The 13183-nt window shown below is 55.9% G+C and carries 14 protein-coding genes; 3 read left to right on the top strand and 11 right to left on the bottom strand.

Annotated elements, in window-relative coordinates:
- Nucleotide 1: 1 nt before the first annotated feature.
- From ACGK9W_RS06530 to ACGK9W_RS06520, 3 genes are read right to left on the bottom strand one after another with little or no spacing between them, the layout of a single operon-like run.
- Nucleotides 2-553: a DUF192 domain-containing protein gene (locus tag ACGK9W_RS06530; RefSeq protein WP_405419799.1), complete on the bottom strand. Its 552-nt coding sequence runs from the start codon at nucleotides 551-553 to the stop codon at nucleotides 2-4.
- On the bottom strand, nucleotides 517-1278 hold the full coding sequence (locus ACGK9W_RS06525; protein ID WP_008171593.1) for an ABC transporter permease: 762 nt from the start codon (nucleotides 1276-1278) through the stop codon (nucleotides 517-519). Before ACGK9W_RS06525 ends, ACGK9W_RS06530 begins: the two co-directional genes overlap by 37 nt.
- Before the next feature lie 26 nt (nucleotides 1279-1304).
- The gene (locus ACGK9W_RS06520; RefSeq protein WP_008171591.1) at nucleotides 1305-2225 is read right to left on the bottom strand and encodes an ABC transporter ATP-binding protein; all 921 of its coding nucleotides are present in this window, start codon (nucleotides 2223-2225) and stop codon (nucleotides 1305-1307) included.
- Nucleotides 2226-2357: 132 nt separating this feature from the next.
- Between ACGK9W_RS06520 and ACGK9W_RS06515 the strand changes: the two genes are divergently transcribed.
- Together ACGK9W_RS06515 and ACGK9W_RS06510 are read left to right on the top strand one after the other, a co-directional pair.
- Nucleotides 2358-2819 (top strand): hypothetical protein, encoded by a 462-nt coding sequence (locus ACGK9W_RS06515; RefSeq protein ID WP_039881896.1) that lies wholly within the window; start codon nucleotides 2358-2360, stop codon nucleotides 2817-2819.
- A gap of 89 nt (nucleotides 2820-2908) precedes the next feature.
- Nucleotides 2909-3220 carry a hypothetical protein gene (locus ACGK9W_RS06510; protein WP_008171587.1) on the top strand — a complete coding sequence of 104 codons (312 nt, stop codon included), beginning with the start codon at nucleotides 2909-2911 and terminating at the stop codon, nucleotides 3218-3220.
- Here the strand turns inward: ACGK9W_RS06510 and ACGK9W_RS06505 are convergent.
- The 4 genes from ACGK9W_RS06505 to ACGK9W_RS06490 all read right to left on the bottom strand — a co-directional run bounded on the left by ACGK9W_RS06505 (nucleotide 3213) and on the right by ACGK9W_RS06490 (nucleotide 6950).
- Nucleotides 3213-3818: a hypothetical protein gene (locus ACGK9W_RS06505; protein ID WP_273083859.1), complete on the bottom strand. Its 606-nt coding sequence runs from the start codon at nucleotides 3816-3818 to the stop codon at nucleotides 3213-3215. The two genes, ACGK9W_RS06510 and ACGK9W_RS06505, sit on opposite strands and share 8 nt — an antisense overlap.
- A 135-nt stretch (nucleotides 3819-3953) precedes the next feature.
- Nucleotides 3954-5420 carry an ABC transporter permease gene (locus tag ACGK9W_RS06500; RefSeq protein ID WP_008171584.1) on the bottom strand — a complete coding sequence of 489 codons (1467 nt, stop codon included), beginning with the start codon at nucleotides 5418-5420 and terminating at the stop codon, nucleotides 3954-3956.
- A gap of 13 nt (nucleotides 5421-5433) precedes the next feature.
- On the bottom strand, nucleotides 5434-6084 hold the full coding sequence (locus ACGK9W_RS06495; RefSeq protein ID WP_405419793.1) for an ATP-binding cassette domain-containing protein: 651 nt from the start codon (nucleotides 6082-6084) through the stop codon (nucleotides 5434-5436).
- Entirely contained in the window at nucleotides 6084-6950 is an 867-nt protein-coding gene (locus ACGK9W_RS06490; RefSeq protein ID WP_405419790.1) for a putative selenate ABC transporter substrate-binding protein, read from the bottom strand. Before ACGK9W_RS06490 ends, ACGK9W_RS06495 begins: the two co-directional genes overlap by 1 nt.
- 183 nt (nucleotides 6951-7133) lie before the next feature.
- Between ACGK9W_RS06490 and senB the strand changes: the two genes are divergently transcribed.
- A complete protein-coding gene (senB, locus tag ACGK9W_RS06485; RefSeq protein ID WP_405419787.1) occupies nucleotides 7134-8108 on the top strand; it encodes a selenoneine biosynthesis selenosugar synthase SenB in 975 nt (324 codons plus the stop codon).
- On the opposite strand, the gene selD is transcribed toward senB, so the two are convergent.
- From selD to ACGK9W_RS06465, 4 genes are all read right to left on the bottom strand, one after another.
- Entirely contained in the window at nucleotides 8105-10381 is a 2277-nt protein-coding gene (selD, locus tag ACGK9W_RS06480; protein ID WP_405419784.1) for a selenide, water dikinase SelD, read from the bottom strand. The two genes, senB and selD, sit on opposite strands and share 4 nt — an antisense overlap.
- Nucleotides 10381-11034, bottom strand: coding sequence for a helix-hairpin-helix domain-containing protein (locus tag ACGK9W_RS06475; protein WP_405419782.1), 654 nt, complete (start codon nucleotides 11032-11034; stop codon nucleotides 10381-10383). Before ACGK9W_RS06475 ends, selD begins: the two co-directional genes overlap by 1 nt.
- A 40-nt stretch (nucleotides 11035-11074) precedes the next feature.
- A complete protein-coding gene (locus ACGK9W_RS06470) occupies nucleotides 11075-11473 on the bottom strand; it encodes a hypothetical protein (RefSeq protein ID WP_008171578.1) in 399 nt (132 codons plus the stop codon).
- 172 nt (nucleotides 11474-11645) lie between these two features.
- Nucleotides 11646-13166 (bottom strand): carbon-nitrogen hydrolase family protein, encoded by a 1521-nt coding sequence (locus ACGK9W_RS06465; RefSeq protein WP_008171577.1) that lies wholly within the window; start codon nucleotides 13164-13166, stop codon nucleotides 11646-11648.
- Nucleotides 13167-13183 lie beyond the last annotated feature (17 nt).

The raw sequence follows: 13183 nt of genomic DNA, 5'->3' as shown, positions 1-13183 counted from the left end.
CCTAATTTGCCGGGCAATTGTCCTTTCCGATGGCAAGCCGGTCGCCCGTTCCGATTCCATGTTCCAGGAAAAAGCCGGCGTTCATCTCCACGGCCTCGATGAATGGCACACCGGCCGGGTAGGTGGGGCAACCGGAGCCGCTGGCCGAGGGGCAGGGCACCATCTTGCGAATGCTGCCAATCTTGCCATCCTCGTTCAGGTAGGCGATGTCGAGGGGAATCAGGGTCTTGTACATCCAGAATCCGTGGCTGGCTGATCTCGGCTCGTGGTATTTAAACAGCATCCCGGCATCGGGAGCCATGGACGTACGGCCCATCAGTCCTTTCTGGCGTTGCTCGGAAGTGCTGGCAATCTCGAGTTGCACTGGCACCACGCCCGACGCAGACACAAAGCAGGCCTCGACAACCGGCAGGCCGTCCTGAGGTGCTGCAATGCCCGAGGAGCAGCCGTAGAGCAATAAGCTGGCTGCAAGGAGGGCCCAGACTTCCGCCCCCCGAACCGGGCTTGATGCGCAGGTCACGAGCGCAACCGGTAGCCGGTCTTGAAAATCCACCAGATGCCGACCATGCAGGCCGTGAGGAATACGAGGGTCATTCCCACACTGATGGCAATATGAACGTCAGACACGCCGTAAAACGCCCAACGGAAACCGCTGATCAGGTAAACCACCGGATTGAACAGGCTCACGGTCTGCCAGACCTCTGGCAGCATGTCGATTGAATAGAAGGTACCGCCAAGGAAAACCAGCGGTGTGACAATCATCATCGGCACGATCTGCAGTTTTTCGAATCCGTCGGCCCAGATGCCGATAATGAAACCGAACAGGCTGAAGGTCACCGAGGTAAGCACCAGGAAGGAGAGCATCCAGAAGGGGTGCAGTACGTCGTAGTCCACGAAGAACTTGGCGGTCGCCAGGATGATAAGCCCAAGAATGATGGACTTGGTGGCAGCAGCACCGACATAGCCCAGCACCACTTCCACATAGGAGACCGGGGCAGAGAGCACTTCATAAATCGTGCCCGAGAACTTGGGCATGTAGATGCCGAAGGAGGCGTTCGAAATACTTTGCATCAGCAGCGACAACATCACCAGGCCGGGGATGATGTAAGCGCCGTAGGCGATGTTGTCGATGTCGCCCATCCGCGAGCCAATCGCTGAGCCAAACACCACGAAATACAGGCAGGTGGATATAACCGGCGAGAGCACACTTTGCATCACAGTGCGCTTCATGCGGGCCATTTCAAAATTGTAGATTGCGCGGATACCGTACAGGTTCATGCATTTCTCCAGAATAGCCGGCAGTTTTACTCGTGCACCAGGCCGACAAAAATCTCTTCAAGGGAGCTTTCCCGGGTTTGAAGGTCTCGGTATTCGATACCGAGATCGCCAAGCGTGCGGAGCAATCGGGTTACCCCTGCCTGCTCTCGCTGGGAGTCGAAGGTGTATATCAGCTCGTAACCATCCTCTGACAGCTCTATCGGCTCCAGAGTCAGTTCACCGGGCACCTTGTCCAGTTTGTGCTGCAGCTGCAGTCGCAACTCTTTCTTGCCCAGCTTGGTCATCAACTGGGCCTTGTCCTCGACCAGAATGATCTCGCCACCGCGAATGACACCGATGCGATCCGCCATTTCCTCGGCTTCTTCGATGTAGTGGGTGGTGAGGATGATGGTCACGCCATGTTCCCGAAGTTTGCGCACCATTTCCCACATGTCCCGCCGCAGTTCAACGTCGACGCCCGCCGTGGGCTCATCCAGGAACAGTATCTGGGGCTCATGGGAGAGCGCCTTGGCAATCATCAGGCGGCGCTTCATGCCACCGGAGAGAGACATGATCCGGTTGTTGCGCTTGTCCCAGAGAGAAAGATCTTTCAGGACTTTCTCGATGTGCGCAGGTTTCGGCGCCTTGCCGAATAGCCCACGACTGAAGGAAACGGCATTCCAGACAGTTTCGAATGAATCGGTGTTGAGTTCCTGTGGCACCAGGCCGATGGTCTCGCGGGCCTTGCGGTAGTCTTTGACAATATCGTAACCGGCGGCCGTTACCTGTCCGGAGGAGGCATTGACGATACCGCAGATGATACTGATGAGCGTGGTCTTGCCAGCGCCATTGGGGCCGAGGAGGGCGAAGATCTCGCCACGGCGGATGTCCAGGTTAATGTCTTTCAAAGCCTGAAAACCGTCGCCATATACCTTGCTCAGGTGCTTAACGGAAATATCCGGCTGCACGGGCGTGTCCTGTGGTCAGAATGGGTCGAATTGAAGGCGCAGTATTTTCTCATGAGTAGCGCCAGTTTAGAAACCTTTGCCTCGGCCGGAGAAAACCCCATAATGCCGGCCGGGTTTGTTCGGGAAGCGGTTATGTTACGCGCGATTGCTGTTACAGGATTGATTCTGGCCGTGGTTGGTGCCGGTGTGTTCGGTTGGCGCCTGCTGGGAGACACTGGCAAAACGTCCGGCGGAGAAAGTCAGACCGTTCAGTGTGATCTGCTGGAAAGCGGTCCGTGCCAATGGTCAAATGGTTCCGGAGATTGGCAGGTTGCCCTCAACACCATGGGCGTGGGCGCTCAGGGCACCGAATACCAGCTAACCGTTGCCACGCCGGAGCGTCCGGAACGCTTTCTGGCTGTTCTCCGGGGCGAGTCCATGTACATGGGCGAGTACCCGGTGCCCCTCGGCAAACAGTCGGAAAACCAGTACTCCGCCCGTTTCACAGCGCCGTTCTGCACCGTGGATGGCAAAATGACCTGGCGCATTGATCTGCAACAGGGCCAGGAACCCATCGAAAACATCCCGGTTAAGCTGGTTTTCCAGGCCGAATAGCACCGGGACAGCTGAACCGACAACTGGTCGGCTGACAACGGTCCGGGATTGTGTAAAATCATCTCATCGCCATTTGCAGGGACAACGTGATGGATTACGGAGATAGCGTTCAGAAGGTTCTGCTCAGAAAAATCCGCAAAGCCGAACAGGATCTGATTCAGCTAAAGCTGGATTACTGCCGGTTTGTTTTCGGCCTGACTCATCGCGCGAAAGTGCTGGCCGGCGGCGTAACCTATGTGGTTCGTTCCGTGGATGTGGACAGCATGGCAAATACGGATGATGGCGGCTTCAGCCGGCCTGAAATAACCGGAACCCGAGTGGACGAACAGGATCATGCGGAACCCGTTGCCCTGGGTACCGACTGGGTACTTGAAACCGCAAACAAACAGGCTGCTAAATAAACGCGTTGGCAGTAATGGCGTCGTAAAGACTCGACGTGGGCGGTACGAAATGGTTGTATCGCCAGAACTCCGCACCTTCCAGACCCGCCCGGAAACAAGCCAGATAAACCGCACTGTCTGTTAATGTGCTGATCGCCTGCATCGCCTCCGGTTGACGCATCCCCGTTTTTCGATTGATGGTCTGGGCAACAATCCCGGCCAGTGCCTCGGAATGCCGACTGCCTTTGTCGCTCAGGGCGCACCCGGCACCGTACAGCCAAGCCGTGGCATAGGCTTTGACCGCATCGGGTGCGGTCGCTAGCGCCAGACCCTTTACACGGCAATCCCGTTCCTGGAGACCAGCCAGAATGTGCAATCGGGTGATGAGCTCAGCCCGGTCCGGAGCAGCTTCAGGAGTCGGCCTTCTGCTGGCAACCGGCCATTCGGAATTGTTTGAGGGCAGGTCGGTAGCCACCGTGTCCCTCGTTGCTGGCCAGATTTCCTGGCGACCGACTGCGATGGGTTCGGAACGCACCAGCGAGATAACCCGCACAGCCAACAGGACAAGCAGCGCCAGCAGCCCGACCTGAATGAAGAGAATCAACCCGTTAACCATCATCACCAGAACTCTGAATGTTGCAATAGGTGATCTGAGTGTAGCGGAATGTATCCTGGCAATACCGCCAACCGGTCGCCAATTACCAGTTTAGCGTTGGCCGAAATGACGGAACTGTGATGGGGATCGCAGTGCGGGTTAGCAGGTGGGCATGGTCTGCAAAGCCAGCTTGCGGCGAATATAGCGGCCGAGGATGTCTACGCCGATGTTAAGCATGGCCGTTATCAGGATCAGAACCATTGCCTGGTCGAACCGGATACTCTGTATCGCGCTATCAACGTAAAAGCCAAGGGTGTAGATGCCGAGAATACCAAGGATTGCAGTTTCTCTCATGATGATTTCCCAGCGATAAAATAGAAACGCCAGAAATGATCGGTAGATCCGGGGCACGAGTTCCCAGCTATAGCGATTAAAGCCTTTGGGAGCATCGGATCTCAAACGGATCGTGTTGGTTTGCCGGCCAATCAGGTGGCCTATGATGCCGCCATTGTGAAGGGCCAATGCAACCACTGCAGGAAGCATGGAAGGTCCCCAGAGTTGCAGGAGTATGTAGGCCAGGATGTACTCAGGGGTTGATCGGGCAATTACTAGAAAAATATGGCCGGAGGTTCGACGTATAGGGCCGCCAAAATGATTTGAGATCAGGGGGAACGCCAGCAGGGTGAGGATACCCGTGGCCACCAGCGCAATCTGAGTGAGAACCACAGTATTCCAGATGCCAGGCAGTGCCTGCTCGATCATCAGTTCATTCAGCCACGGTAAAAGGCCGGCCAGGCCCTCTCCATCCCTGAGTGGGCTGGGGACAATATCCTCGGTGAAAAACCGTTCAACATTACCCCAGACGATGGGCAAGCCATCGCCAAGGAAAAACGGCGCCCCCACGATATACACGGGTAACAGCTTGGGTCTTACCCAAAGGGGAATGGTTGCAATGAGCACGTAAAAGAGGATCAACATTGCGCCGGCGTCGGAGTACATCCCCTGGGAAAAAGACGTTTCCAGATAAAACCCCAGAGTTGGCAGGCCCACAAATCCGAGTATGGCGCTCGAACGCAGCCCGCATTCCAGGCGATAGGCGGTGTAGGTTCTCAGCTGGACCCAGCAATCAGGAATCCTGGTATACAGAAACGCCGCGATAGTTCCAGTTCCCGGTGGCAAGAGCCTGCCCGGCTCCGGGTCAGCTTCCTCGAGAATCTCGGAATAAACCTTGGCGAAGATGCCGGAATAAGGTATCGCGATCGCCAACACGCCCGTCAGGGGGTGGAAACCGAAAAACTGCAAAAAAATAAGAGCCCAAAAGAGCTCATGAATCGCCCTGATGAAAGCACAAAACACTCGCACCGGGAGGAATCGGTACACCAGAGCCAGAAAAAATCCGCAAACCCCGCCAACGGTCACCCCAACAAAGGCGAAGGCCACTGTTCGCAATAAGGCGGTAAGAAGACCTTCGCTGCTGAAAAAGTTCGGAGTGAGTACACCCAGGAAAAAGTTGCCCAGATCCCGCCAGGGATTGTTTGCGGTGATCGCAATATCGGCAAACAAGAGCCCCACAAGCGCAATAGCAAGAAAGATCAGGCTGGTGCGAACAGTCGGGTAGGAGAGCATCGCTCGACAGATCCTAATACAGCGACATGATGTCTGCGGCCGCCAATTGGTCAGTAGGCTCATCAAGGGCGACCTGCCCATTCTGTATGCCAACAATGCGGTTACAGTACTTCATCGCCATTTCCACGTCGTGAAGAGCGATAACACTGGTTTTGAAGCGATCTCGCAGCAATTGCATAACGTGATGCGCCATGGGGCCGTCCAGTGCGGAGATGGGTTCATCTGCCAATAAGACCGGGGCGTTGCGATAAAGGGCTCTGGCAATGGCCACCCTTTGACGCTGCCCGCCCGAGAGCGAAGCTGTGGGAATCCAGAGTTTTTCAGACATTCTCAATGCGTCCAGAAGCTCCAGGACCTGTTTTCTGTCCTGTTTGAATGGCCGCACAAGGGTAATGGTGTTGTACCAGGTGGCATGCTTGTCGAGCTGGCCCATGAACACGTTGTGAAACACAGGAAGGGCGTTTACCAGGCCAAGCTCCTGAGGCACAAGAGATGACTGGCCATCCACTCGCTGGTGAATAAGCCGGATAAGAGTGGATTTACCTGCACCACTCTTACCGACGAGGGCAACCTGATCTCCTTCCTTTACCTTGAGGGTGAGGGGCCCGAATACCCGCTCACCCCCAAAAGAGGCCGTCAGGCCTGAGAGATCAAAGCCTGCCATCAATCAATGATTCCGATTTCTTTCGCTACTTTGCGAATCGGCTCATAATCGTCGTTTGAAGCGGGAATAAAATCAGAACGCGGGAAGCTCTCAAGCAGCTCGGGATCATCAAGGGAGAGCAGGGCTTCGCGAACGCGATCGGTAAAGCCTTCGCCGTAGTTTTCATCCACGTCGCCACGGATGCTCCATTGGTAATTCGGGAACCCGGGTGTTTTCCAGATGACCTGCACGGCGTCGGTATCAATGTTTCCGTTTTCCAGTTCTTTTTCCCAGACCGCGAAGTTCATCGCGCCCACTTCGTAGGTGCCGGACTCGACCAGACGGAGGGTGCGAGTGTGGTTGCCGCTGTAGCCGACCCGAGAAAATACATCTTCAGGTGCTTCGCCAAACGTTTCGCGGATGTGGTACTCCGGAATCAATCGTCCCGACGTTGAGCCCTTTGATCCGAAGGTAAAGGTCTTACCACGTACGTCTTCTGGCAGGCTATCCTGACGATCCAGGCCGGTGCTCTCATGAGCAATAAAATAGACGTAGAAGGCCTGGTCTTCAGTCCCCTGTGCGATTGCCTGAGAACCGGGTACAAGTGATCTCGCCTGAACACCCGACAGGCCGCCGAACCACGCCAGCTGCACCTGGTTATTCCGGAAGGCGGAAACGGCAGCCGCATAGGATTTCACGGGGATGTACTTCACATCGGCATCCAGTTCCTCGGAAAGGTAGTCCGCAATGCCGCGAAAACGCTCGACGAGCTTGGTTTCATCTTCGTCCGGGATTGCCGTAAAAATGAACGTCTGCGCGGTCGCGGCGGCTGAAAAAAGAGAACAGAGACCAATAATCAGCAATTTCCGTATAAGATTGTGGGTCATGGTTTTTCCTTTTTGGAATGGATATTTACAGTGCAGAGATGAAGTGAACGACTCCAGCTTCAGAAGGATACCTTGATTTAGGTTAACTCTGAACAGCTATACGGTTTGCGGGTTTAATTGGCTCAGGGCCGAACGCTCCATTTTTCAGTAAGCTGGGTTCAATCAAAGACAATGCATCTGATAATGATCACGCCGGCGCAGCCGGGTTCGAAAGCAGGAAACCGGGCAACGGCGGAACGGTGGGAGACCTTGCTGGAAAGTGCCGGGCACTCGGTCGACGTGGTTACTGAATACCACGGGGAACCCTGCGATGCGTTTATAGCCCTGCATGCCTGGCGTAGTGTCGATGCCATACGGCATTTCCGCGAAATCTGGCCTGAAAAGCCGCTCATCGTGGCTCTCACCGGCACGGATATCTATTACCACCAGCACGAATACCCGGAAGACACCCGGTATTCCATGGGCGCGGCCGATGCGCTTATTGGTCTGCACGACTTGGTAGCGCACGACATACCCGCCGGCCTTGCCAGCAAATTGGTCACGCTATACCAATCGGCTGAGGGGCCGGAGGCCTTTCCGGCGCGGCAAGCGGATCTCACGAAGGAGAGTTTTGGCGCTTGTGTGATTGGTCATCTTCGGGACGAAAAGGATTCTCTGCGGGCGGCCTATGCCGCGCGATTGCTTCCGAAGGATTCGAAGGTACAGGTTTTTTGCGCCGGCAAGGCCCACAACGACGCATGGCACAACAAAGCAGAGCGGGAAATGGCTGAAAACCCACGCTTCCAATGGCTCGGCGAGCTGGATAAAACCCGCACCCGGCAGTTGATGGCGAACAGCCAGTTAATGGTGATCAGCTCGGTAATGGAGGGTGGCGCAAACGTGGTCTCCGAAGCCTGCCGGGCTGGCTTGCCGGTGTTGGCATCCGACATTCCGGGCAATGTTGGTTTGCTGGGGCGTGACTATGCCGGATATTTTCCCGTTGGCGACGAACAGGCGCTGGCCGGTCTGCTGCAACACGCAGAGACCGAACCTGGGTTTCTCGAAAGCCTCAAAGCCCAGGTTGGTAATCTGGCCGAGCGTTTCCTGCCCGAAAAAGAACAGGCATCCCTGGAGCAGGCGCTACACCTTGCAATGCAGCGCTGCTCACAGGGACGTTAATCCCGCAGGGAAATAGGCTCGATGGGCCCCGATTCATCCTGGGCGGTAATTCGGCCGATGATGGCTGTGTGCGGATAGCCCAGGGCTTTCAGTTCCCGTACACACTCCTCTGCCTTGTCCGCCGCAACGCTTGCCAGCAGACCACCCGCCGTTTGAGGGTCAAAAATCAGGGGATATCGGGCATGATTTACCCATTTTTCCTGATCCCGGATACCCCGGCGCAAGCGGATGTTTGCTGGTTGCAGGGAACTGAGGATCCCTGCTGCCGCTGTTTCCTCCGCGCCCGGAAGGATCGGGATGGCAGAAAGGTCCAGTTCGGCATCCACACCCGAGGGCTTGGTCATTTCAACGAGATGCCCGAGGAGACCGAAGCCGGTAACGTCTGTACAGGCTTTTGATCCAAATTTCCTGAGGCAGTCTGCTGCCGCCTTATTGGACTGGACCATGGAGGCGAGGGCGGAATCGATCCACCGACCTTTGGCCGCCAGCTTTGCGTGAGCGGCAAACAGGGTGCCTGTACCGATGGGCTTGGTGAGAATCAGGGCATCGCCCGCTTTCAGGCCACCTTTGCTCATGACTTCTTCCGGGTCGATCAGGCCGTTGACTGCAAAGCCCAGGGCCAGTTCCTTGCCCTCGCCGGTGTGCCCGCCAACCAGCGCGCATCCTGCCTCGTTCAGCACTTCAACAGCACCAGACATCATCTGATAGACGACATCCTCAACCTTGGACTCGATGCCGTAAGGCACCGTGGCAACGGCCGTGGCACTCTGGGCTTCGGCGCCCATGGCAAAGACGTCACCGAGGCTATGATTGGCCGCCACCTTGCCAAAGATGTAGGGGTCGTCAATGAACGCACGGAAGAAATCCACGGTGTGAACCACGGCTTTGCCGGGCGGCACCGTCAAAACGGCGGCGTCGTCCGGGGCGTGAAGGCCGATCAGGATATCGTCCCGCTCGATGGGTTTCAGCTCTCCCAGGGCACGCGAAAGAACGGTGCTGCCCACCTTGGCGCCACAACCACCACAACGCATGGCAACCGCCGAAATGGCCTGGGAGGCTTCCTCGGCATTCTGTGCGGCAGCCGTATCCGGCAGTTTGGATTCTTCCTCCATTGGAGGCAGATCGTTGAACTTCTTCATAAAGCGGCGATCGATCCAGTCTTTCCAGCGCCAGACCCAGGCGCCGTCGAACTGCAAATCTCCCCGGGAGGCCACAGCGTACTTGTCCCCGGTGCTGATTAGCGCTAACCACTTCTTCTGCGGATGAAAATCCTTCGGATCCTTGCCGGTTGCAAGCCGCTTGAGGTTGTCGGCGAGGGGAGGGCCCTGTCTTACCGCAAATACCCCCGCTTTTTCTCGGGGGTGATTCAAGACGTTGGCAATATCGCCAGCAGCAAAAATGCTGTCGTCATTCTCCACTTGCAGGGTATCGCGTACTCTCAGGAACAGCCCATCGTCCAGCGCCAGGCCTGTGTCCTTGAGCCATTCCGGGCCACCAGCCCGGGTTACCCAGAGCACTTCGTCCGTTTGCAGGGTTTCGCCGGATTCGGTAATCAATAACCCTTCCTGAACCTTGCTGACTGGCGATCCCAGATGGACCTTCACACCACGATTCGACAAGGTTTTTCGGAAAACCTCACGCACCTTGGGGTTGTGGGTCGGTAGAATTTGGTCGGCGGCGTCGAAGAGGTGGAAATGCAGCTGACCGGGATCTTTACCACGCTGTTTCAGTTCATTCTTCAGTCGAAACTGCATGGCGAGGGTCAGCTCAACGCCACCGGCACCAGCGCCAACCACGGCAACCGCCAGCGGCCCGTCGTAATTCTCGATACGGGAGAGCAGTGCAAGCCAGCGGTTGTTGAAGCCGGTGATCGGCTTAACCGGAACCGCGTGGTCGGAAGCGCCTTCCACTTCATTGACCCTAGGAGACGAGCCAATATTGATTGACAGTATGTCGTAGGGCACATCCGGGCGACCGCGGCAGATAACCCGCTTCTGATCCCGGTCGATGCCCATGGCTTCGGCCCGGTAAAAGCGCGCACCAGCGTACTCCGCCAGGCGGCTCAGATCGATGTGGACATCGTCGTAGCTATAGTGGCCGGCCACGTAGCCCGGCAGCATGCCGGAATAGGGGGTGTGGGTGTCGCGGCAGATCAGGGTCAGGCGCACGCCGGGAACAGGGTTCATCGCGAACCGCTTGAGTACCCCGACGTGGCTATGCCCGCCGCCAATCAGGACAATGTCCCGTAAAACAGGCTGGTCAGGCGTTCGCATCAGCCGATTTTCTTGGCTTCAGCGCTGAATTGGCTGTATCCCTTGACGTTTGAGAAGGCCTTCAGCTTTTCCTGGTCTTCGGCAGACGGATTGGCGATCTGGTCGATGGAGGTAATGCCAGCGTCCTTCATCTTCTTGGCGGTGGCCGGGCCGATACCTTTAACCAGTGTCAGGTCACTCTTGTCGACCGGCTTTGCAGCCTTGGCAGTTGGTGCTTTCTTGGCTGAAGGCTTCTTCGCCGCAGGCTTGCTGGTCGCGCCTTTGGCTTTGGAAGCTGTTTTGGCGGTTTTCTTCGGCGCTGATTTCTTGGCTGCCGTGCTGGCCTCTTTACTCACTTCATCTGTGAGCTTCTTGACCTCTTCACCCGCTTCCTTGGAAGCCACGCCAAGACGCTCGAGAATGCTGCTCTGCAGTTCATGGAACTCTTCCAGGCGGCGCTCAAACTCTTCGTGGAAACGCTTCATCTCGCGGTCGCGAAGCTCGTCGATTTCCTTCAGCAGCTTGCGAACAGGCTCCTGAACCTGGTTCTGCAGGCTGTCGAACTGCTTCAGCGCATCGTTCACCAGGCCTTCGATCTGGGAAGAAGTCTTTTCGAACTCCTTGTTGACCTTTTTCACGATTTTATCAACGTTCTGTTTGGCTTTCTTCGCCATGGAATGTCTCCTTACGGGCAGGTTTCAACGAAAATCAATGTCAGGCCATCTGCCGGAAACCGGACATGGAGCCTGGGGAACGACGTGATTTGAGCGACTGTTTTTTGGATAGCACTTCCCGGATTCTGCGGAGCTTTTCCGCCAGCGACGAGCTGCCGTTGGAGTCGAGCTCTACAAAATCGATTGAATAGAAGAAGTTACTGCAGTGTTTTCTGCGTTCGGTCACCAGCCCGGCGAGTCCTTCTGCGCGGATCTTGTCGAACGGCATGTCCATCACGAGATCGAGCACCACGGTATCACCGGGGTTGAACACTTTGTCGGTTTTCATAACACATCCGTAGCCGTCCAGCTCATAAAGGGCGGCTTCGACAAGTTCCTTCCGAAAAAGGCCCTGTCTGACTCGGAATCGTGCGACAAGGTCCGGCAATGCTTCGTTCATGAATCGGGTTCTCTGGTGATTTCCGTATCCACAGCAACCTGTCTCATTGGGAGACAGGCTGGATATTGGTTAAACAATAGACACTGAATTCTAGTTTTGCAACGCCATCAGTGCCATACGATCGACCGCTAACGCAGTTATTTAACAAATTGACCTGGCTGATCAGGCCAGTTTACTTGGTCTTCAATTCATACATATCAACGCGACGATCTTTCAGGTTAGTGACAGACCCCTCGTTACGCACCAGTTTCAGCTTTTCCAAGTCCATATCGGAGAACATGATCATCTCCGTATTCGGCGTGGTTTCCGCCATAACTGCATCGTGCGGGAAGGCAAAATCCGAAGGTGAGAATACGGCAGACTGAGCGTACTGGACGTCCAGGTTCTCGACTTTCGGCAGGTTGCCAACGCTACCAGTGACGACCACATAGCATTCGTTTTCGATTGCGCGGGCCTGGGCGCACTGGCGAACCCTGAGGTAGCCGTTTTTGGTGTCGGTCCAGAACGGCACCATGATGATATCAACCTCCTGGCTGGCAGCAATACGGCCCAGTTCAGGGAATTCGATGTCATAGCAGATCATGATGGCGACCCGGCCGGCATCGGTCTCGAAGACCTCAAACTGGTTGCCGCCCTCGATCACCCAGTCGCGGCGTTCGTGGGGCGTGATGTGAATCTTGCGTTGCTCATCAACACGACCGTCCCGGTGGCAGAGATAGGACACGTTATACACCCGATCGTTTTCGATCAGCGGCATGGAACCGGTGATAATGTTGATGTTGTAGCTCACCGCCATTTCAGACATCTCTTCCCGGAACTGCTGGGTAAATCCGGCGAGGAAACGGATGGCCCGGGTCTGGTCCATCTGATCGGTCAGTCCCATCAGCGGCGCGTTGAAAAACTCGGGGAAGATGGCGAAGTCACTTTTGTAATCAGACAAGGCGTCCACAAAATACTCAACCTGCTCGAGCACCTCTTCAACCGAGGTAAATTCACGCATCTGCCACTGCACGGCGCCCAGCCTTATCTGAGTTTTCTTGACGCTCAGAACCGGGGAAGGTGGGGTGTAGAGAATGTTCCGCCATTCCAGCAACGTCGCGTAGCCCTGGGATTTCTCATCCTCGGGAAGGTATTTGTGCATCAACCGCGTAACCTGGAAATCGTTCGAGAGCTGGAAGCTCAGAATCGGATCGTAGATTTCCTTGCGATCGACCCGTTGAATGTACTCTTCGGGTGAATACTGTTCGGCGTATTTGAAGTAGCTCGGTATGCGCCCGCCCGCCAGGATGGCACGCAGGTTCATGGAGCGGCAGAGTTCTTTTCGCGCTTCGTAGAGTCGACGACCCAGGCGGTAGCCCCGATAGTCGGGGTGGATAAAGACATCCAGCCCATAGAGGGAGTCACCATTGGCGTTGTGCCAGATCTTCTCGTTACGGAGGATCAGATCGTCGTAGGTGTGCGGGTTGCTGAAACGCTCGTACTTAACGCAGACCGTCAGCGCAACCGCAATAAGCTGGCCGCTTTCCTCAATGCAGATCTGGCCGTCGGGGAACTGCTCCACCAATGCCTTGATGGTGTCCTTCGGCCAGGAGCCTCCGATGTCGTCGTATACCCGATCCATAAGCTTCTGAAGCTGATCGTAGTCATCAAGCCTCAGGTTCCGGAGGTTGAGGTGCAGTTCTTCATGGGCCATTCAGTTCGGCTCCCGTT

Source organism: Marinobacter flavimaris, assembly GCF_045057155.1.
GTDB lineage: Bacteria > Pseudomonadota > Gammaproteobacteria > Pseudomonadales > Oleiphilaceae > Marinobacter > Marinobacter manganoxydans.
This window is presented reverse-complemented; position numbering and strand designations above follow the sequence as displayed.